General features: G+C 64.6%; 17 protein-coding genes. 7 read left to right on the top strand and 10 right to left on the bottom strand.

The window, feature by feature from the left end; genetic code table 11:
* Positions 1–42 precede the first annotated feature (42 nt).
* Positions 43–744 (bottom strand): response regulator transcription factor, encoded by a 702-nt coding sequence (locus XH79_RS11915; protein ID WP_008542552.1) that lies wholly within the window; start codon positions 742–744, stop codon positions 43–45.
* Between the two features lie 242 nt (positions 745–986).
* On the opposite strand from XH79_RS11915, the gene XH79_RS11910 reads away from it, so the two are divergent.
* The 3 genes from XH79_RS11910 to XH79_RS11900 all read left to right on the top strand — a co-directional run bounded on the left by XH79_RS11910 (position 987) and on the right by XH79_RS11900 (position 6,294).
* Positions 987–1,736, top strand: coding sequence for a HugZ family pyridoxamine 5'-phosphate oxidase (locus tag XH79_RS11910; RefSeq protein ID WP_212345506.1), 750 nt, complete (start codon positions 987–989; stop codon positions 1,734–1,736).
* Positions 1,737–1,800: 64 nt separating this feature from the next.
* Complete coding sequence (locus XH79_RS11905) at positions 1,801–4,392, top strand: CHAT domain-containing tetratricopeptide repeat protein (protein ID WP_271581781.1); 2,592 nt, start codon at positions 1,801–1,803, stop codon at positions 4,390–4,392.
* Between the two features lie 285 nt (positions 4,393–4,677).
* Complete coding sequence (locus XH79_RS11900) at positions 4,678–6,294, top strand: phosphoenolpyruvate carboxykinase (protein ID WP_212345500.1); 1,617 nt, start codon at positions 4,678–4,680, stop codon at positions 6,292–6,294.
* A gap of 270 nt (positions 6,295–6,564) precedes the next feature.
* Here XH79_RS11900 and XH79_RS11895 read toward each other — a convergent pair whose 3' ends face one another.
* The 3 genes from XH79_RS11895 to XH79_RS11885 all read right to left on the bottom strand — a co-directional run bounded on the left by XH79_RS11895 (position 6,565) and on the right by XH79_RS11885 (position 10,340).
* The gene (locus XH79_RS11895) at positions 6,565–7,380 is read right to left on the bottom strand and encodes an acyl-CoA thioesterase (RefSeq protein WP_212345497.1); all 816 of its coding nucleotides are present in this window, start codon (positions 7,378–7,380) and stop codon (positions 6,565–6,567) included.
* A 4-nt stretch (positions 7,381–7,384) separates the two neighbouring features.
* The gene (locus XH79_RS11890) at positions 7,385–7,726 is read right to left on the bottom strand and encodes a hypothetical protein (RefSeq protein WP_212345494.1); all 342 of its coding nucleotides are present in this window, start codon (positions 7,724–7,726) and stop codon (positions 7,385–7,387) included.
* Positions 7,727–7,823: 97 nt separating this feature from the next.
* The gene (locus XH79_RS11885; RefSeq protein WP_212345491.1) at positions 7,824–10,340 is read right to left on the bottom strand and encodes a glycogen/starch/alpha-glucan phosphorylase; all 2,517 of its coding nucleotides are present in this window, start codon (positions 10,338–10,340) and stop codon (positions 7,824–7,826) included.
* A 203-nt stretch (positions 10,341–10,543) separates the two neighbouring features.
* Here XH79_RS11885 and XH79_RS11880 point away from each other — a divergent pair, with 203 nt between their 5' ends.
* On the top strand, positions 10,544–10,777 hold the full coding sequence (locus tag XH79_RS11880) for a hypothetical protein (RefSeq protein ID WP_212345488.1): 234 nt from the start codon (positions 10,544–10,546) through the stop codon (positions 10,775–10,777).
* A gap of 95 nt (positions 10,778–10,872) precedes the next feature.
* Here XH79_RS11880 and XH79_RS11875 read toward each other — a convergent pair whose 3' ends face one another.
* On the bottom strand, positions 10,873–11,163 hold the full coding sequence (locus XH79_RS11875; protein WP_212345485.1) for a GIY-YIG nuclease family protein: 291 nt from the start codon (positions 11,161–11,163) through the stop codon (positions 10,873–10,875).
* Between the two features lie 196 nt (positions 11,164–11,359).
* Here XH79_RS11875 and XH79_RS11870 point away from each other — a divergent pair, with 196 nt between their 5' ends.
* The gene (locus tag XH79_RS11870; RefSeq protein WP_212345482.1) at positions 11,360–11,791 is read left to right on the top strand and encodes a hypothetical protein; all 432 of its coding nucleotides are present in this window, start codon (positions 11,360–11,362) and stop codon (positions 11,789–11,791) included.
* A 159-nt stretch (positions 11,792–11,950) separates the two neighbouring features.
* On the opposite strand, the gene XH79_RS11865 is transcribed toward XH79_RS11870, so the two are convergent.
* Both XH79_RS11865 and pyrE read right to left on the bottom strand, forming a co-directional pair.
* Positions 11,951–12,733, bottom strand: coding sequence for a DUF2865 domain-containing protein (locus XH79_RS11865; RefSeq protein ID WP_212345479.1), 783 nt, complete (start codon positions 12,731–12,733; stop codon positions 11,951–11,953).
* Positions 12,734–12,980: 247 nt separating this feature from the next.
* Positions 12,981–13,544 carry an orotate phosphoribosyltransferase gene (pyrE, locus tag XH79_RS11860; protein ID WP_018647906.1) on the bottom strand — a complete coding sequence of 188 codons (564 nt, stop codon included), beginning with the start codon at positions 13,542–13,544 and terminating at the stop codon, positions 12,981–12,983.
* A 203-nt stretch (positions 13,545–13,747) separates the two neighbouring features.
* Here pyrE and XH79_RS11855 point away from each other — a divergent pair, with 203 nt between their 5' ends.
* On the top strand, positions 13,748–14,374 hold the full coding sequence (locus tag XH79_RS11855; protein ID WP_271581780.1) for a glutathione S-transferase family protein: 627 nt from the start codon (positions 13,748–13,750) through the stop codon (positions 14,372–14,374).
* 203 nt (positions 14,375–14,577) lie between these two features.
* Here XH79_RS11855 and XH79_RS11850 read toward each other — a convergent pair whose 3' ends face one another.
* The 3 genes from XH79_RS11850 to XH79_RS11840 form a co-directional block, all read right to left on the bottom strand.
* A complete protein-coding gene (locus tag XH79_RS11850) occupies positions 14,578–15,213 on the bottom strand; it encodes a LysE family translocator (protein ID WP_271581779.1) in 636 nt (211 codons plus the stop codon).
* Between the two features lie 241 nt (positions 15,214–15,454).
* Positions 15,455–18,535 carry a DNA polymerase I gene (gene polA, locus XH79_RS11845; RefSeq protein ID WP_271581778.1) on the bottom strand — a complete coding sequence of 1,027 codons (3,081 nt, stop codon included), beginning with the start codon at positions 18,533–18,535 and terminating at the stop codon, positions 15,455–15,457.
* Between the two features lie 203 nt (positions 18,536–18,738).
* Positions 18,739–19,806: an acyltransferase family protein gene (locus tag XH79_RS11840; RefSeq protein WP_271581777.1), complete on the bottom strand. Its 1,068-nt coding sequence runs from the start codon at positions 19,804–19,806 to the stop codon at positions 18,739–18,741.
* A gap of 193 nt (positions 19,807–19,999) precedes the next feature.
* Between XH79_RS11840 and XH79_RS11835 the strand changes: the two genes are divergently transcribed.
* On the top strand, positions 20,000–20,595 hold a 596-nt coding region (locus XH79_RS11835), incomplete at its 3' end, for a nucleotide sugar dehydrogenase (RefSeq protein ID WP_271581776.1).

Here is a 20,595-nt window from a genome sequence, read left to right as displayed (position 1 = left end):
AACCGGCGATGCCCTCAGTCTTCGTAAAGGCGCCCGCCGCCCTCAGGCTTCCTTGAAGCGGTAGCCGACCCCGTAAAGCGTCTCGATCATCTCGAACTCGTTGTCGACCACTTTGAACTTCTTGCGCAGCCGCTTGATGTGGCTGTCGATGGTGCGGTCGTCGACATAGACCTGATCGTCATAAGCGGCGTCCATCAGCGCGTTGCGGCTCTTCACCACGCCGGGCCGGGTCGCGAGCGCCTGCAGGATCAGGAATTCGGTGACGGTCAGCGTCACCGGCTCGTTCTTCCAGGTGCAGGTATGCCGCTCGGGGTCCATGCGCAGAAGGCCGCGATCGAGCGCCTTGGCATCGTTCTCCTTCGGCGCGACAGTCGGGTCCTTCGGCGCCGAGCGGCGCAGCACGGCCTTGACGCGTTCGACCAGCAGACGCTGCGAGAACGGTTTGCGGATGAAGTCGTCGGCGCCCATCTTGAGGCCGAACAGCTCGTCGATCTCCTCGTCCTTGGAGGTCAGGAAGATCACCGGCAGGTCGGATTTCTGCCGCAGGCGCCGCAGCGTCTCCATGCCGTCCATCCGCGGCATCTTGATGTCGAGGATGGCAAGGTCCGGTTGGGTGGTGCGGAAACCGTCAAGCGCGGAAGCGCCGTCGGTGTAGGTCATGATGCGGTAGCCTTCGGCTTCCAGCGCGATCGAGACGGATGTGAGAATGTTGCGGTCGTCGTCGACCAAAGCGATTGTGGGCATGAGCCTCTGCTTTCTGCTTTCCGTTTGGGTCGTGGCTTGAAACGGCGAGCAATCCAGTGATGCGCCGCATACATGGGTGCCGAAGTTGGCGTTCGAAACCTTGTCACCGAGCAATGCAAGCTGGGCTGAAGTGTGACCAAGTTCCACGAAACACGGCAGATTCGCCGCATCTCGTCCCATAACCGGACCCCCGTTTAGCCGAAAAAAGACCCCCCTTGCAACCACCTGAGCCGAGAAAGCCCATGCAACCGACCCCCGATTTCGACCCCGCAAAGCTCGCCAAATCGCTGTTGAGGCGGTCGCGGCAGGGTGCTCTCGCAACGTTGATGGTAGGCTCCGGCGATCCCTATTGTTCCCTGGTCAATCTGGCCAGCTACCCGGATGGCTCGCCCATCCTGCTGATTTCGGGGCTGGCCGTGCACACCAGGAACATCCTCGCCGACCCCAGGGTCTCCCTGATGCTGGACGAGCGCGCGTCCGGCGATCCCCTGGAAGGGGCCCGGATCATGCTGTCCGGGCGGGCGGAACAGGCCGGGGACGAGAAGGATCTGCTCCAGCGACGGTATTTAGGTGCCCATCCGTCGGCGGAAGCCTTTGTATCGTTTAAGGACTTCTCGTTCTTCCGGATCCGTCCCACGGGCACCCATCTGGTCGCCGGCTTCGGCCGGATCGTCGATCTCAAGCCCGAGCAATTCCTCACCGACCTCAGCGGCGCCGAGGACCTGCTGGCGGCCGAGGAGGGCGCCGTGGAGCACATGAATGCCGACCACCGCGACGCCATGAACCTCTATGCGACCAGGCTGCTCGGCGCGCCCGCCGGCGACTGGCGTTGCACCGGCTGCGATCCTGAAGGCCTCGACATGCAGGACGGCCAGACCGCGCTGCGGCTGGACTTCCCGGAGCGGGTGACGAACGGCACCGCGCTGCGCAAGATGCTGGTCCGCCTTGCTGGCGACGCGCGCAAGACGATGGACCAGAGCGCAAACCTTTGAACGCTGCCGCCCATCGCCGCGACCCAAGACCGTGATGGTTTTCGGGCTCGCAGCGAGAGGGATCATGGCGCGTCATCGTTTGGCATTGGCCGCGGGTCTTGGGCTCGCGCTCGCCGCGTTGCTTGTCACGCCCGCCCTGGCCCAGAAGGGTGATCTCGCCACACAGGGCGCGCGGATCAACGCGCTCATCAGTGCCGGCAAGTATCCGGAAGCTCTGCCGCTCGCGCAGGCAATGGTCGCGCGCCTGGAGAGTGACAACGGTCGTGAGCTCTCCGCCGCGCTCAACAATCTCGGACAGGTCTATGCCGGTCAGGGCCGCGACGATCTGGCCGAGCCGGTCTACAAGCGCGCGATCGCGCTGATGGAGAAGGCGCTCGGTCTCGACACCGTCTTGATCGCGCCCGAGCTCAGCAATCTCGCCGCCGTGTATCAGCGGCAGGGCCGCTTCACTGAAGCCGAGCCGCTGTTCAAGCGCGCGCTGGCCGTCAGCGAAAAGAACCTGTCGCGCGAGCATCCCGATGTCGGCCGGGCCCTCAACAATCTCGCCACGCTCTATGTGAAGCAGGAGCATTTTGCCGACGCCGAGCCGCTGTTCCAGCGTGCGCTCGCGATCTATCAGAAGGCCGCAGGTCCCGAGCATCCCGCCGTCGCCACCGTCCTGAACAACATCGGCCAGGTTGACCGCGACCTCAATCGCGATGCGGATGCCGAGGCGCCGATCAAGCGCTCGCTCGCCATCCGCGAAAAAGTACTGGGGCCGGATCATCCCGACGTCGCACGTTCGCTGAACAATCTCGCCGGGCTCTACGAGCACCAGCAGCGTTATGCCGATGCGGAGCCGCTGTACCGCCGTGCGCTGGCGATCCGCGAGCGTGCGCTTGGGCCGAACCATCCGGACACTCTGACGTCGGCCGGCAATCTCGCTTATTTCCTCTACGTCTCCGGGCGCACCGCCGACGCGCTGCCGCTGGCGGAAAGGACGCTTGCCAGCGGTCGCGCGCAGCTGCGTATCGTGCTGCCAATCCTGTTCTCCGCACGGCAGCTGCATCTCCTGCCCGACGACAAGGCGCTGGACGAGGCGCTCGCCGCGATCCAGCGCGGCACGCAATCCTCCGCGGCATCGGCCGTGAACAAGCTCGCGGTACGGCTTGCCGCCGGCAGCGACCGGCTTGCCGAGCTTGTGCGCAAGGACCAGGACCTCGGCACTGAGGCCGAGGCGCTCGACAAGGCGATCATCACGGCGGTGTCCAAGCAAGCGGGGCAACGCGACGTCGCGGCCGAGCAGCGCAGCCGCGCGCGGATCGCGGCGATCGCGAGCGAGCGTGCCGGCCTGCAGAAGACGCTCGCCGTCGAGTTTCCCGACTATGCCTCGCTCTCCAACCCGCTGCCGCTGGCGGTGAAGGACATCCAGCCGCTGCTGTCGGCCGATGAAGCGATGACGATCTATTCGGTCGTCGACAAGCAGAGCTACGTCATCGCGATCACGCGCGAGGGCGTCGACTGGAGAGAGGTTCCGCTCGGCGCGGACGCGCTGACGCAGAAGGTGTCCGCCTTCCGCAAGGGGCTCGACGTCGGCAAGGCGCGCGACGCCTCCGGCAAATCCGGCCTGTTCGACCTTGCGCTCGCCCATGAGCTCTATGCCGCGCTGCTCGGCCCGGTCGAGGCGCTGACGAAGGACAAGCGCAGCCTCCTGGTGGTGCCGTCGGCGGCGCTGACTGCATTGCCGTTTCATCTGCTCGTCACGGAGACGCCGCAAGCTGCGATCCCGGACAAGCTCGAAGGCTATCGCAATGCCGCCTGGCTGTTGCGGCGTCAGGCCGTCTCGGTGCTGCCGTCGGTGATCAGCCTGAAATCGCTGCGCGCCTTTGCGCGCCGGGATCAAGGCGTCAAGCCGATGACCGGCTTCGGCGATCCCGTGTTCAACCCTGCAGCCGAAGGGCCGGCCGATCGTCGCGCCGCGGGCGGCAAGGTCGCTGCACGCAGCATTGCGACGATGGCCTATACCGACTTTTGGCGCGGCGCCGGCGTCGATCGCGCGCAGCTCGCGAAAGCGCTGCCGCAATTGCCTGACACCGCCGACGAGCTGAACGCGGTGGCGAAGGATGTCGGCGCCGGCGAGGTCGACATCCATCTCGGCCGCGATGCCAGCGAAACGACGCTCAAGCGTGCAGCGCTTGCTCAATACAGCATCATCTACTTCGCCACCCACGGTCTCGTTGCAGGCGACGTCAAGGGATTGGGCGAGCCATCGCTTGCGCTCTCCATTCCCGATCAGCCCACCGAGATTGACGACGGCCTGTTGACCGCGAGCGAAGTCGCCCAGCTCAAGCTCAATGCGGATTGGGTCGTGCTGTCGGCCTGCAACACCATCGCCGGCGACAAGCCGGGCGCGGAGGCGCTGTCCGGACTGGCACGCTCGTTCTTCTATGCCGGCGCGCGTGCGCTGCTGGTCTCGCATTGGGCAGTGGATTCGGAAGCTGCCACCCGCTTGACCACGTCGACTTTCGCCCTGCTCAAAAACGAACCAAAAATCGGTCGTGCCGAAGCTTTGCGCCGCGCCATGTTAGCGTACGTTGATGACGCTTCATCACCGCGCAATGCCTATCCTGCGATGTGGGGACCTTTCGCTCTGATCGGCGAGGGTGAGGTAAGATAGAACGCCGCGATGGATTGTGCGTCGCAATAACCCCCGATAACGTCGAAACACGCATTTGGTTGCGCGATCATTCGTGATTTTTTGGTGCGCCTGCTCAGAGCAGACATGCGCGACGTTTGGCGCGGTCCTTGAATAAACCAAATCCTGCGGGATCAGCTTGGCAACGCCAGCGTTCATCAGTATTAGGTCGTCCAGCCGAGGCCGGATGGCCTACTATTCACGGTGACCGCGATGGTGCCAAAGTTTTGTCGCGCTAAGTGTCGCGGGTTCTAGGAGGATTTTTTCGTGCAAGAGACGGGCGTGCGCAACGGTGCCTTCGGCGCCGACAAATTCGGCTTAAAGAAGCTCAAGCAGGTTCACTGGAACCTGGGTGCGCCGCAACTCTATCAATACTCGCTCTCCGCGGGCGAGGCGGTGCTGTCCGCCGACGGCGCACTCTGCGCCGACACCGGCGAGTTCACCGGCCGCAGCCCCAAGGACAAGTTCACGGTGCGTGACGCCACCACCGACAAGAAGATGTGGTGGGCCGGCAACCAGTCGATCACCGCGGAGCAGTTCGAGGCGCTCTATCAGGACTTCCTCAAGCATGCCGAAGGCAAGACCCTGTTCGCGCAGGATCTCTATGGCGGCGCCGATCCGGCCTACCGGATCAAGACGCGCGTCTTCACCGAGCTCGCCTGGCATTCGCTGTTCATCCGCACGCTCCTGATCCGCCCCGAGGCGGTCGAGCTGTCGAGCTTCACGCCGGAGCTCACCATCATCGACATGCCGAGCTTCCGCGCCGATCCGAAGCGCCACGGCTGCAAGTCTGAGAACGTCGTCGCGATCGACTTCGCCCGCAAGATCGTGCTGATCGGCGGCTCCTACTATGCCGGCGAGATGAAGAAGTCGGTCTTCACCACGCTGAACTACTATCTGCCCGAGCGCGGCGTGATGCCGATGCACTGCTCGGCCAATGTCGGCGCAGGCGGCGACACCGCGATCTTCTTCGGGTTGTCAGGCACCGGCAAGACCACGCTCTCCGCCGATCCGAACCGCACGCTAATCGGCGACGACGAGCACGGCTGGGGCCCGAACGGCGTCTTCAATTTCGAAGGCGGCTGCTACGCCAAGTGCATCAAGCTGTCGAAGGAAGCCGAGCCCGAGATCTATGCGGCCTCGACCCGCTTCGGCGCGGTGCTCGAGAACTGCGTGCTCAACGAGGACACCCGTGTCGTCGATTTCGACGACGGCTCCAAGACCGAGAACACCCGCTCGGCCTATCCGCTCGACTTCATCCCGAACGCTTCGCGCACCGGCCGCGCGCCGCAGCCGAAGAACGTGGTGATGCTCGCCGCCGACGCCTTCGGTGTGCTGCCGCCGATCGCAAAGCTTTCGCCGGCGCAGGCGATGTACCACTTCCTGTCCGGCTACACCGCCAAGGTCGCCGGCACCGAGCGCGGCCTCGGCAACGAGCCGCAGCCGGAATTCTCGACCTGCTTCGGTTCGCCCTTCCTGCCGCTCGACCCCAGCGTCTACGGCAACATGCTGCGCGACCTCATCGCCCAGCACAACGTCGATTGCTGGCTGGTCAACACCGGCTGGACCGGCGGCAAGTACGGCGTCGGCTCGCGCATGCCGATCAAGGTGACCCGCGCGCTGCTCACCGCCGCGCTCGACGGCTCGCTTCGCAACGTCGAATTCCGCACCGACAAATATTTCGGCTTCGCGGTCCCGACCGCGCTGCCGGGCGTGCCGGCCGAGATCCTCAACCCGGTCAACACCTGGAAGGACAAGGACGAGTTCGACAAGACCGCCCGCGCTCTGGTCGGCATGTTCCAGAAGAACTTTGCCAAGTTCGAAGCCCAGGTCGACGCCGAGGTCCGCGCCGCTGCGCCGGACGTGAAGCTGGCGGCGGAGTAAGGTTGCAGCGTTTTGGAATACGAAAGGGCGGCCCTAGGGCCGCCCTTTTTGTTTTGTGGCACTAGCGCGAACCACACATCAGATGTCGTCCCGGCGAAGGCCGGGACCCATACCGCGTGATCTATCGATTGCGCGCGGTGTTAGTACCGACGAAGGATCAACTGCTGATCTTCGCCAAACTGCTCCCTGTGGTTATGGGTCCCGGCCTTCGCCGGGACGACGTCGGGGTAAGATCTGGGACGTCCGTCCATCACCGCGTTCGCAGAGGCCTTACGCCTTGAAATACGCGATCTGCGTCGTCGTCGCGAGCAGCCGGCCGTTCGGCGACCACAGCTCGGCGTTCTGGTCGGCGTAGCTCCTGTGCATGACCTTCGAATCCACGGTCGCGAGGACACGCGTGATGTCCTCGGCTGCGAGCTCTTCGCTGTCGGTGTGGAAATAGGTCGTCAGCGACACCGTGCCGAACGGCACCAGCTCGCGCCGCGCGTGGAAGATGCGGCCGAAGAAGGCGTCCGACATCGACATCAGCGACAGCATGTCGAGCTGGCGCGGCGTGCGGTCGCTGATCCAGATCTTCGAGTAGGTGCTGGCAAGCTCGGCCTGCGGCGGGCCGATGCGCATCTCGCCCTCGACGAAACGGAATTCATACTGGTTGGCCCAGGACGCCGAAATCTTCGGGAATGGCAGCGTCTGTTCGAACGGCTTTGCGTCCGGGGCCTTCGCCACCCGATGCTCCCAGGACGGCCGGCGCTCGGCGAACACCGCGGTGGCGAGCGTTGCGACCTCGCCGCCGCCTTGCGACAGTTCGACGCTCCAGTGCTGGCTGGAGCGGTTGGCCTTCACGAGCCGCACGTCGAGATCGAACGGACCCTTCGCGATCGGTGCGCAGTAATTGACGGTGAGGGCGAGCGGATCGCCGGCGCGTTCGGGATGGTCGATCAGCGCGCGCAGGATGGTTGCGGCCGTGGCGCCGCCGAACGGGCCGACAAAGGCCCAGTAATCGTCGCTGGTGTGCCCCTGCCAGCTGCTGTCACCGGCGGTGATGCGGGTGGCGTCGTCGAACGGGTGTGGGAGCTTGGCGTGCATAGGATCAGACCTCTACTGAGCTTCCGTCCCAACGACGAAACTCGATCGTCTCATCACCAGGGCCATATTGCTGCGAACTCAAAACGTCGTCTGCCGGATCATCGGTGACCCAGACATCCGCAACCGAGCCTCCTATGCGCTTCAACGCAATGATGCTCTTGCCGCTGGTCAGGTCGGCGACGAAGTCGTCGATAGCAGTTTCCTCGTCCTTGCCTGAAAGACTGGCAAGGATGCTGCCGTGCGTGTGCCAGGGAAAACCGTCGAACCCAAGCGTCCAGTCCCCGTCGGGACGTATAACCAGCAATCGAAACTGCCCATCCGGGCTGACATGCTCGCCGACAGGCACGATCGACTCCGGCCAGAAAAATCCCTGGCCGTAATATGATGGTTATCCTGCCAAATCAATAACCTCGCAGGTAACGCCGATTTCACGGCGCGGAAAATCAGCCCGCGACGTCGCGCAAATCCGGCAGCAGCGGCGTGGTCGGGTTGACCGGCACGTTCCAGATCTCCTCGGCATACTCGCGGATGGTGCGGTCGGAGGAGAACCACGCCATGCGCGCGACGTTGAGGATGGAGGCGCGCGTCCAGGCCGGCGCCACCTGCCAGCGCGCGTCGACGGCGCGCTGTGCCTCGTAATAGGAATCGAAATCGGCGCTGACCATGTAATGGTCGAGATAGCGCAGCGCATGCGCGATGGATTCGAAGCGGCCGGGATCGCCGGGCGAGAACTCGCCGGCGCCGACCGCATTGATGGCACGCTGCAGCTTCGGCGACCTGCGGATCACGTCGGAAGCATCCAGCCCCTGCTTGCGGCGGATCATCACGTCGCCGGCTTCCATGCCGAAGATCGCGATGTTCTCGGCGCCGACATGGTCGCGGATCTCGATATTGGCGCCGTCGAGCGTGCCGATGGTGATGGCGCCGTTCAGCGCCAGCTTCATGTTGCCGGTGCCGGAGGCTTCCATGCCGGCGGTCGAGATCTGCTCGGAGAGATCCGCCGCGGGAATGATGACTTCGGCGAGGCTGACATTGTAGTCGGGCAGGAAGGCGACCTTCAGCTTGCCGCCGATCGCGGGATCGTTGTTGACGACTTCCGCAACGTCGTTGATCAGCTTGATGATCAATTTCGCATAGCGATAGCTCGCCGCCGCCTTGCCGGCGAAGATCTTCACCCGCGGCACCCAATTGCCGTTGGGATCGTCCTTGATCGCCTGGTACAGCGCGACCGTCTCGATGACGTTGAGCAGCTGGCGCTTGTATTCGTGGATGCGCTTGATCTGCACGTCGAACAGCGCGCTCGGGTCGACCTTGATGCCGAGCCGCTCGCCGATCAGGCGCGCCAGCGCCGCCTTGTTGGCGTGCTTGACGGCTCGGAATTTCTTCTGGAATTCGACGTCGCTGGCGCGCGCCTCGATCAGGCTGAGCTGGGTCGGATCGTCCAGCACCGCCTCGCCGCAGGTCTCGCGCAACAGGTCGGTCAGCTTCGGGTTCGCGAGCATCAGCCAGCGGCGGAAGGTGATGCCGTTGGTCTTGTTGGTGATGCGGCCGGGATAGAGATGGTTGAGATCGTGGAATACGGTCTCGCGCATCAGGTCCGAATGCATCGCCGAGACGCCGTTGATGCGGTGCGAGCCGACGAAGGCGAGCTGGCCCATGCGGACGCGGCGGCCGCTTTTCTCGTCGATCAGCGAGACCGAGGCGCGGAAGTCGATGTCGCCGGGGGCGCGCGCTTCGGCGAGCGCCAGATGCTGCACGTTGATGCGGTAGATGATCTCGAGATGCCGCGGCAACAGCCGCTCGAACAGCTCGACCGGCCAGGTCTCCAGCGCCTCGGGCAGCAGCGTGTGGTTGGTGTAGGAGAGGGTGGCGACAGTGATCTTCCAGGCCTCGTCCCAGCGGAAATTGTGCAGGTCGACGAGGATGCGCATTAGCTCGGTGACGGCGAGGCTCGGATGGGTGTCGTTGAGCTGCACGGCGACCTTCATCGCGAGGCTGCGGAGCTGGCCGTCGGAGGTGAGGTGGCGGTTGACGAGGTCCTGGAGCGAAGCCGAGACGAAGAAATATTCCTGGCGCAGCCGCAGCTCGCGGCCCGCCGGGCTCTCGTCGTTCGGATAGAGGAATTTGCAGATCGCCTCGGCGCGCGACTGCTCGGCGCTGGCGCTGACATAGTCGCCCTTGTTGAAGGCGTCGAGCTTCAACGGATCGGGCGAGCGCGCCGACCACAGCCGCAGCGCGTTGACGTGCTGGCCGCGCCAGCCCACGATCGGCGTGTCATAGGCGATCGCCTGCACGGTCTCGCCGGGATGCCAGATCGCGCGGTCGCGGCCCTTGTCGTCGACATGCTCGACGCCGCCGCCGAAATGAACGTGATAGATCACCTCGGGCCGCTGCAATTCCCAGGGGTTGCCGAAGCTCAGCCATTCGTCGGGATATTCCTGCTGCCAGCCCTGATTGATGATTTGGCGGAACAGGCCGTAATCGTAGCGGATGCCGTAGCCGATCGCGGGTATCGACAGCGTCGCCATGCTCTCCATGAAGCAGGCGGCGAGCCGTCCGAGACCGCCATTGCCGAGCGCGGCATCCGGCTCGCATTTGCGCAACTCGGGCAGCGAGACGCCGAGGTCGCCGAGCGCGACCTCGAAGATCTTCAAGAGGCCCATGTTGTTCAGCGCATCGGTGAACAGACGGCCGATCAGGAATTCGAGCGAGAGGTAATAGACGCGCTTGCGCCCGGCGTCGTAGCTGCGCTTCTCGGCGCTGAGCCAGCGATGCACGATGCGGTCGCGCAGCGCGAGCGCGGCGGCCTGGTACCAGTCGTGCTTGGTCGCCATGCCCGCGTCCTTGCCGATGGCAAGGCGCAGCTTCGCCAGGATCGCGCCCTTGATCTCAGCCAGCGCGAGCTCGTCGATGGGCTGCCCGGGAGCGGGAAAATTTGGCTGAAACGATTGATCTTGCAAGGCGGTCACTTCCTGGTCGAAACAACACCACTAAACCTACGCGTCCTGCCCCTGCACCGGAACCATCGCTGGCGCGGGCGTGCACTGCGCTGGCGTAAATTTATGCAAGGAACGGGCCGTTTGGGAACCCGGACGAGCACGGAAAGACGCGGATTTCCTGCTAGAATGCCGGCCAATTCAGCCAGCAGTGTGGAGGAGACGCCATGCGACTGTTGATCGAAATCGCCGCCGCCACCTTCCTCGTCGTCTGCATCACCGCCTCCAGCGCGGCCTTCGCCGCCGGCAAGATCGGCCGCAGCGCCGACGGCCTCAGCTGCGGCTTTGCTGTCCCGCAAGATGCCTCACCCGCCGCCCGCTGCGCCACCATCAAGCGCCAATGCGGCGGCAAGTTCTATGCGAACGCGTGCGGGGACAGGCTGGTGTCGGCGGCGAAGTGAGGGGGAGAGGTGGCGCAGCGGATGCAGCGTTGCTTCAGCAACAGCTCCCACCACATCGTCGTCCTGGCGAAAGCCAGGACCCATTACCCCGACTGCTAGATGAGTCCCGACCGGTCATTCCAGTCGGGATTTTCTTGCTCGATCAGCTTGATCTTCCAGTCGCGCTTCCAGAACTTCAGCTGCTTCTCGCGCGCGATCGCTTCCTGCGGCGTGGCGAAGGCTTCGACGTGCACGAGGCGGAAGATCTTGTACTTCTGTACGAACTTGGAGCCACGACCTGAGCGGTGCTGCTCGAGCCGCGTGCGAAGGTCATTCGTCACGCCGATATAGATCGTGCCGTGGTGACGACTCGCGAGAATGTAGACGTAGTAGCTGCCTGTGCTCATGGGTGCGGCTCAAGCTCGCAAAAGCAACGCTGACCGGGGTAATGGGTCCTGGCTTTCGCCAGGACGACGATTTTCAAACAGCGGCTTCAGTCGCCAGAACAAATTAAGAACACTTTAGCAAGTCTTTGATATATCGTTGTGATTCGGCGTGTTGCCGACACAATATCTAGCGTCCGCCAGACTTCGCGAGGACTACATGTCCACCATTGCCTTCGACCAGTTTGCCCTCACCCGGATCGCCGATTTCGCGCGTTCGCTGTCGCGGCTGCATCAGGCGGCGCGGCGGCAGCGGATCGATGACGACCAGTTCGACCGCGAGTTCAACGCGGTGTGCCAGTCGATCTGGGGCTACACCATCGACGACGTCAGCGACGATCTGTTCTCGACCGAGGATCACCTGTTTCTCGACACGCTGGACGAAGCGCATGCGCGCATCTTCGCTGCCGAGCAGGGCTATGACCTCATAGGCGAGGCGGGCATGCTCACCGACTGGTGGGGATTCTGCTGGATGATCCTGGCCGAGAAGCGCGGCCTGCTCACAGCCGAGAACCGCGCCGCCGCGCGTGCTGCGATCGAGGAGAAATATCTGGCGGCGCCGAACGTGATCGGGGTGATCATCGGGAGATAGTTTCATGCCCCGGACCAAGCGCAGCGCGTCAAGCGATGCGCTGCAGAGCCGGGGCCCAGAAGAGCTGGGTCCCGGCTCTGCGTCGCGTCACCATAGCGCGTCGAAGACGCGCGTAAACGCGCTGATGGTACCGCGCCGTGTCCCGGACACGAGGTTGAGCTACTCCAGCCCCGCCCGCTTCGCCGGCTTCTGCGCCGTCGTCTTCGGCACCGCTACGTCAGGCAGCGCCTCACGCACGATCTCGGCCGGGGCTGGCGCATCCGCCGACACCGTATCCGCGCGCACCGGCGCGACCTTCATCTCGCCGAGACGGGCGCGGACCTGCGCGGTGAGGCCGGGATAGGAGGCGACCGGCGTGAAGTCGGCGGCCTGGTCGTTGCCGACGCGGATGCCGGTATAGGCGACGAGGCCGTCGCTGGTCGCAATCACGTCGCCGGCCTTCAGCGAGGAGTCGAGCGCGAGATCGACCGGGGCAAGGCCAACCGGCTCGCGGCCGTTGCAGGTGCAATCCGAACGCAGCGCCTTGCGATAGGCGAACGCGTTCTCGCTGTCGGCATAGCGCTCGCCGGTCTGGGAATAGGCGCCGTCGATGGAGGAGCCGAAATAGACCTTGGTTGCGGTGGCGGGACAGAATGCCTGACACATCTGCGCGGGCGAGACGAGGCCGCGCATCAGCGGAAAATATTTGCCGTCACAGCTGCGCACGCAGAAGGCAGGTCCCGAGCCGCCGGCCGCGGCCGAACGTGTCGGCGGCACATATTGCGGAGTTGCGGCATTCTGCTGGCCGGTGAAGGGATCGGTATAGGAGCTCGACTGCTGCGGCACCTCGCGCTGCGGCCGTTGCTGCTGCATGCCGCCGAAGAGGAAGTCGAACAGGCCCTCGGCCGAAACCGGGGCAGGCGCTGCGAGCAGCGGAGCTGCAAGCATGGCGGCCACAAGCATCGCGCGACGCCGCCGGCGCGCATGGGACATGACTGTACGCAATGCCAACTCCACCCGACGCTACTGAACCGGCTGGGACCATCAGGTCTCAGCACATGATTCACCATAAGGCGCGATGGTAAATGAGCAGTTGCGCGGAGGCGGTTTCAAGACGAGGCGGTGGCCTCTTTAAGGCCGGGCACAGCTTTGGACGGATGGTTGCTTTCGGGGCACACCGAGGCATGACGGCGAAGCATGTGTCGCCGCGTCAAGCCTTCAAGAATTCCGAAGCCTTGTACAGCGAGCGGAACGGCAGGCCGGCCGCACCGAACGTGTCGGTGGCGCCTTCCTCGCGGTCGACCATGGTCAGCACCAGCACTACTTCGGCGCCGGTCTCGCGCACGGATTCCACCGCCTTCATCGCCGAGCCGCCTGTCGTGGTGACGTCCTCGACGATCACGACGCGCTTGCCGGCCAGCGTCTCGCCCTTGGGCAGGCCCTCGATCGCGAGCTTGGCGCCGTGCTCCTTCGGCTTCTTGCGCACGAAGAAGGCGGCGATCGGATGGCCCTTGATCCAGGAGATCTGCGCCAGCGCGCCGGCGAGCGGCACCGCGCCCATCTCGAGCCCGCCGATGAAATCGAGCTGGTCGTCCTTCAGCGCCTCATAGGTCAGCTCGGCCAGCAGCGTCGCGCCCTCGGGGTCGAGCATGGTCGGCTTGAGGTTGAAGTAGAAATCGCTCTTGCGGCCCGACGCGAGCGTCACCTCGCCACGGCCGAATGAGCGCCGGCGGATGATCTCGAACAGGCGGGCGCGGGAAGCGGATTTCGACACGGCGGTCCCTCGAACAGCGTTTTTGGAGGAGGCGGAATTTATCCGCGACGGCCGCGACATTCCAGTGGGGGCAGGGCCCGCAAGACCACCGTCAACAGGGCATCGCCCGCGGCGATCGGACAGCCACCATGCCCGACCGCTGGTTGAAAGACCGCGATGTCCTGGGCTAGTGGGATGCCAGCAATGCGGGAAGGAACAGCCACATGACCATCGAGCTCCACACCTGGAATACGCCGAACGGCCGGAAAATCTCGGTCGCGCTGGAGGAAATGGGGCTGCCCTACAAGGTGATCCCGGTGAACATCGGCAAGGGTGAGCAGATGGCGCCGGAGTTCCTCAAGCTCTCGCCCAACAACAAGATTCCCGCCATCGTCGACCCCGAGGGGCCCGACGGCAAGCCCGTCAGAATCTTCGAGTCGGGCGCGATCCTGCTCTACCTCGGTGAAAAGACCGGCAAATTCCTGCCGAAATCGCTTTCCGCGCGCATCCCGGTCTATGAATGGCTGATGTGGCAGATGGGCGGCTTCGGCCCGATGCCCGGCCAGGTGCATCATTTCATCGCGCTCGAGAACGAGCAGGACCGCGCCTATGGCCTGAAGCGCTACATGGCCGAGACCCGCCGGCTCTACGGCGTGCTCGACCGCCGGCTGGACGGCCGCGACTTCGTCGCCGGCGACCTCTCGGTTGCCGATTTTGCCATTTTGGGCTGGGCCTGGCGCCATCCTCGCCACAAGGTTGAGCTGGCCGACTTCCCCAACGTCAAGCGCTGGTACGAGGCCCTGATGGCCCGGCCGGGCGTGAAGCGCGGGATGGAGGCGAAGCTGGATTGAGCTTCGCTTACCCTCCCCTGGAGGGGGAGGGTCGATCGCGCAAAGCGCGAGCGGGGTGGGGGGATCTCTCCGCACGAACACTGTTGGACGGGGAGGAACCTTCACCCCACCCCGTCACGCAATCTCGCTTTGCTCGATCGCGTGCCGACCCACGAGCGAGCTGCGCTCGTCTCGGACCCCTCCAGGGGAGGGTGAAGATCGCCTCACATCTTCTTCGCTTCCACCGCCATCCGCACCGCGAGCCCGGCCAGCACCGTGCCCATCAGCCAGCGCTGCACCAGCATCCAGCTCGGCCGGCTCGCCAGGAACAGCGCGATCGATCCCGCCGCGAGCGCGATCATCGCATTGACGCTGACGCTGATCGCGATCTGGATCGCGCCCAGCACCACCGACTGCGTCAGCACGCTGCCGGCTGTGGGATCGATGAACTGCGGCAGCAGCGCCAGATACAGCATCGCGATCTTCGGATTGAGCAGATTGGTGACGAAGCCCATCGCGAACAATTTGCGCGGGCTGTCGATGGCGAGCTTCTTCACCTGGAACGGCGAGCGCCCGCCCGGCTTCACCGCCTGCCAAGCGAGCCAGAGCAGATAGCCGGCGCCGGCAAAGCGCAGCGCGTCATAGGCGAAGGGAATGGCGAGCAGCAGCGCCGTGATGCCGAACGCCGCGCACAGCATGTAGAACACGAAGCCCAGCGCCACGCCGCCGAGCGAGACGATGCCGGCCGCCGGCCCCTGCGTGATCGAGCGCGAGATCAGGTAGATCATGTTCGGCCCCGGCGTGAGCACGAGACCGAGGCAGACGAGGGCGAAGCCGAGCAGTGCGGGGGTGTGGGGCATGGGCGAACCGGTGCGGGAGATGCAAAGGTTCTAATATGCGACGGGCGGCGCGGCCATCGCGCAATTGCACGGAGGACAATTAGGTTCTCGTGTCTCACCCCACGGTCGTCCCGGCGAAGGCCGGGACCCATAACCACGAAATCGAGTTGGGCGAAGATTGCCAACTGCCATCTCGTGTCACAACTTCTCCCTGGGGGTATGGGTCCCGGCCTTCGCCGGGACGACGCCGGGGAAGGCGAGACTAATGCGCCTCGTCCCAATTCTTCGCCGCGCGCGCATCCACATGCAGCGGCACTGACAGCAGCACGGCCGGGAACGGTGCGTCCTGCATGACCTTCTGCACGACGGGAAGCGTCGCCTCGACCTCGGCGTCCGGTACCTCGAAGATCAACTCGTCATGCACCTGGAGCAGCATCTGCGCCGAGAGCTTCTTCTCGGCGAGCGCGTCCTCGACCCGCGTCATGGCGCGCCGGATGATGTCGGCGGCGGTGCCCTGGAGCCGCGCATTGATTGCCGCGCGCTCGTTGAAGGCGCGCACCGAGGCATTCGAGGCCTTGATGTCGGGATAGTGGCACTTGCGGCCGAACAGCGTGGTGACATAGCCGTGGCTCCGGCAGAAATCGCGCGTCTCGTCCATGTAGGCGCGGATGCCGGGGAAGCGTTCGAAATATTTCTTGATGTAGGCGGACGCCTCTTCGCGCGCGATGCCGAGCTGGTTGGCGAGGCCGAACGCCGAGATGCCGTAGATGATGCCGAAATTGATCGCCTTCGCCCGGCGGCGGATCTCGCTCGGCATGCCCTTGATCGGCACGCCGAACATTTCGGAAGCCGTCATCGCGTGAATGTCGAGCCCGTCGCGAAACGCCTGCTTCAGCACCGGAATGTCGGCGATCTCGGCGAGCAGGCGCAGCTCGATCTGCGAATAGTCGGCGGAGACCAGCTTGTGTCCCGATGTCGCGATGAAGGCGCGGCGGATCTTGCGGCCGTCCTCGGTGCGCACCGGAATGTTCTGCAGGTTCGGCTCGTTCGACGAGAGCCGACCCGTCGTGGTCGCGGCCAGCGCGTAGGTCGTATGCACGCGGTGCGTCTGCGAATTGACGTAAGTCGGCAGCGCGTCGGTGTAGGTTGATTTCAGTTTCGAGACCTGGCGCCATTCCAGGATCTTCTTCGGGAGGTCGTGGCCTTGCTCGGCGAGATCATCCAGCACCTGCGCGGTGGTGGACCACGCGCCGGTCTTGGTCTTGGTGCCGCCTGATAGTCCCATCTTGCCGAACAGGATGTCGCCGATCTGCTTGGGGCTGCCGACATTGACGGGCTCGCCCGCGATCTCCTGGATCTCGGCCTCGACCCGCGCGGCAGTCTGGGCGAAGTCGCCGGAAAGACGCGACAGCACCTGGCGGTCGATCGAGATGCCGCGCCGTTCCATGCGCGCGAGCACCGACACCAGCGGCCGCTCCAGCGTCTCGTAGACCGTGGTCATGTGCTCGGCGACGAGGCGCGGCTTCAGCACGCGCCAGACCCGGAGGGCGATGTCGGCGCCTTCCGCCGACAGCGGCGCGGCCTTGTCGATGGGCACCTGGTCGAAGGTGATCTTGCCCTTGCCGCTGCCGAGTAGCTCGCTCTCCTTCAGCATGGCGTGGCCGAACCAGCGCTCGGACAGCGATTCCAGCGCATGCGAGCCGCGGCCGGCGTCGAGCACGTAGGAGATCAGGAGCGCATCGTCGATGTTGCGCAGGGTGATGCCGTGTTGCGCCAGCATCACGGCGGTGAACTTGACGTCGAAACCGATCTTGAGGATGCCCGCCGATTCCAGCACCGGCCGCAGCGCTTGAATGGCGTCGTCATGCTTGACCTGGTCGGGCGCGAGGCCCGCGTCGAACAGACCGCCGCCGCCGCCGGACTGCTTGTGCGCCAGCGGCACGTAGCAGGCCTCGTTCGGCGCCAGCGCCAGAGCGATGCCGCAGAGGTCGGCCTGCATCGGATCGATCGAGTTTCCTCGAAGTTCGATCGCGACATGGCCGGCATCATGGATGCACGCGATGAAGGCGTTGAGCTCCTTCAGCGACTTGATCGCCTGATATTTGGCCCGGTCAACCGGCAGCTTGCGCAGCGCCTCCTCGCGCGCCGCGGCGAGCGAGATCGGCGCGCCCTTGGGGCTCGCAGCCTTGTCCTCCTTGCCCGCTGATTTGTTGGGCTCGCTGGGCCGGGCCTGCGGTGCCGTTCCGGTGCTTGGCGCGGGCACGACGTCCGAGGGCGGCAGCGGCGAGAAGACGCTGGCGCCGCTCGCATAGCCGGGATCGGCATCAACATTGGAGGGATCGATCTGCGAATATTCGGCGACGCGGCGCGTCAGTGTGGTGAACTCCATCGCCTTCAGGAACGCGATCAGCTTGCGTGCATCCGGCTCGTGGACCGCGAGGTCGTCCAGCGGCACCTCCAGCTCGACCTTGTCGTCGAGCAGCACGAGCTGCCGCGAGATGCGCGCCTTCTCGGCGTTCTCGAGCAATGCCTCGCGCCGCTTCGGCTGCTTGATCTCGGTGGCGCGGAACAGGAGCTGTTCGAGGTCGCCATATTCGGTGATCAACTGCGCCGCGGTCTTGATGCCGATGCCGGGTACGCCGGGAACGTTATCGGTGGAGTCGCCGGCGAGCGCCTGCACTTCCACCACCTTCTCCGGCGGTACGCCGAATTTCTCGATCACCTCGGGAATGCCGATGCGGCGATCCTTCATGGTGTCGTACATCATGATCTTGTCGTTCACGAGCTGCATCAGGTCCTTGTCAGAGGACACGATGGTCGTGGTGGCGCCGCGCGCGGAAGCCTGCCGCGCGTAGGTCGCAATGAGATCGTCGGCTTCGAAGCCCACCTGTTCCAGGCAGGGCAGGTCGAAGGCCCGCACAGCTTCGCGGATCAAAGCGAATTGCGGGATCAGGTCATCCGGCGCCGGCGGACGGTGCGCCTTGTACTCGGGATAGATCTTGTTGCGGAAGGTGATTTCCGACTTGTCGAAGATGATCGCCAGATGCGTCGGCCGGTCGCTCTCGGGCATGTCGCGCAGCAGCTTCCACAGCATGTTGCAGAAGCCGAGCACGGCGTTGACTTGCAAGCCGTCGGACTTGCGGTTCAGCGGCGGCAGCGCGTGATAGGCGCGGAAGATGTAGCCGGAACCGTCCACCAGGAAGATATGGTCGCCCTTGCCGGCCGCCTTGGCCGCGACCGGTTTGGCAGCAGCTGTCGCAGCAGCGGGCTTGGTGTCGGCGGCAGCCTTTGGCGCGGCCTTGGTGTCAGCTTTGGCGGTGGTCTTCGGGGAGGTTTTGGGCATGGCCGCAATGTATGAATTTTTGCGGCGTTTGACAGCCTTGGGAGGGGGATTTTTGGCCCACGGGCGCCGCTATCCCCACAGTCGTTTCCCGCATCCCCCGCTGTCATTCCCCCGAAAGCGGGGAATCCAGTACGTCGCGGCTTCTCGGCTCAATCACTGACTGGGTCGCCCGGTCAAGCGGGGCGACGACACCGAGAGTGCAGCTACTCGGCCGCCTGCAACCGCGCGCCAGCCTTCTTCGGCGCGATCCAGAACGCATCGGGCCGCTCGAATAGGAAATTGCCGCCAAGCCGCAAGGCAACCTGCCAGATCGCGAGCGCGCCGATCACGCCGGCGATGGTGACGATCAGCGACACCGTACCGATATCGGGGATGATGCCGGTGCGGAGCAGCAGGGTTCGTGTCGCCGCCATCGGCAGGAAGAAGGCGAGATAGATCACGATCGAATGCTCGCCGCAGAAGCGGAAGAAGTTCAGCCAATGTGCGCGCGCGAGCAGCGTGCCGGTCGTGATGATGGCGCAGGCGCCGGCGAAGCCGAGCACGAGCGACACGATCTTCCATTCGCTGGCGCCAATCGCGACGAGGCCGGCATTGACCAGCGCCCAGACCGCAAGCGCCGCGAGTGCCAGCGCGGGATGACTGCGTGCACGATCCGACAGCGCGAACACGTAAGGTGCGAACAGGTAGCCCGAATAGAAATAGACGAAGCGCGCGCAGAACTCGTCGATCGCGGTCCAGCCGGTCGAGATGCGCGCCGTCTCCAGCGCTGCCGCGACGAGCCAGATCGCGAGCGAGGGAATCTTGCGTGTCAGTTTTGTGACGACGAAGAAGACCGGCAGCAGATAGATGAACCACAGCGTGCCGAACGGCTCGATGAAGGATTCGAGATACAGGAGGCCCACGTCGCGCCAGCTCGTCTCCGCGGCAAACGCAGGCGCCTTGAAGCCGAACTGGATTGTCACCCAGGCGACATAGAAATAGGCGAAATGCATCACCTTGCGGTCGAGATAGGTACGCCAGTCGCGGTCGATCACGAGCGGCAGGAACAGGCCCGAAATCAGGAAGAAATCCGGCATCCGGAACGGCTTTGCGAAGGCCACGGCGACATGCATGAAACCGGTCTCGCCGGCGGCGAGCTCGACCCCCAGCACCGAATGCATCATCACGACCATGACGATGCAGATGCCCTTGGCATAGTCGACCCAGTCGACACGCGCGGCAGCCGGGGCCTTGGAAAGCCCGTGTGCTGCGATGGTGCCTGATGAAGCCATGGTGTCCCTTTTCGGGGCGTGTTCCGCCCGGCCCTGTGCGGCCGCGGGGCAGTTTGGGCCCTTGCGGTTTCCGACTTCTTTACCGGTTCAATTCGCGTGCCGGTTTTTGCGCGCGGACTGTTCCCTCACTGCCGGAAAATGCTAAACCGCTCCGCATTGGGGTTTCGTTAACCAAGCCAAAACAGGGTTTTTCATGCGAATCGCGATGATCGGAACGGGCTATGTGGGACTGGTGTCCGGAGCCTGCTTTGCGGATTTCGGTCACGACGTCACCTGCGTCGACAAGGACGAGAAGAAGATCGCGGCCCTGCACCGCGGCGAGATCCCGATCTACGAGCCCGGCCTCGACGAGCTGGTCGCAACCAACGTCAAGGCCAAGCGGCTCGACTTCACCACTGATCTGTCGAAGCCGGTCGCGGATGCCGACGCCGTGTTCATCGCGGTCGGCACGCCCTCGCGCCGCGGCGACGGTCACGCCGACCTGTCCTACGTCTACGCCGCCGCGAAAGAGATCGCGCAGTCGCTTCAAGGCTTCACCGTCGTGGTGACGAAGTCGACCGTTCCCGTGGGCACCGGCGACGAGGTCGAGCGCATCATCCGCGAGACCAATCCAAAGGCCGACGTCGTGGTCGCCTCCAACCCCGAATTCCTACGCGAGGGCGCGGCGATCCGCGACTTCAAGTTTCCCGATCGCGTCGTCGTCGGCACCTCGGACGAGCGCGGCCGCAAGGTGATGGGCGACATCTACCGCCCGCTGTCGCTGAATCAGGCGCCGCTGATGTTCACCGC

It is taken from the genome of Bradyrhizobium sp. CCBAU 45389 (assembly GCF_028128625.1).
GTDB lineage: Bacteria > Pseudomonadota > Alphaproteobacteria > Rhizobiales > Xanthobacteraceae > Bradyrhizobium > Bradyrhizobium liaoningense_B.
This window is presented reverse-complemented; position numbering and strand designations above follow the sequence as displayed.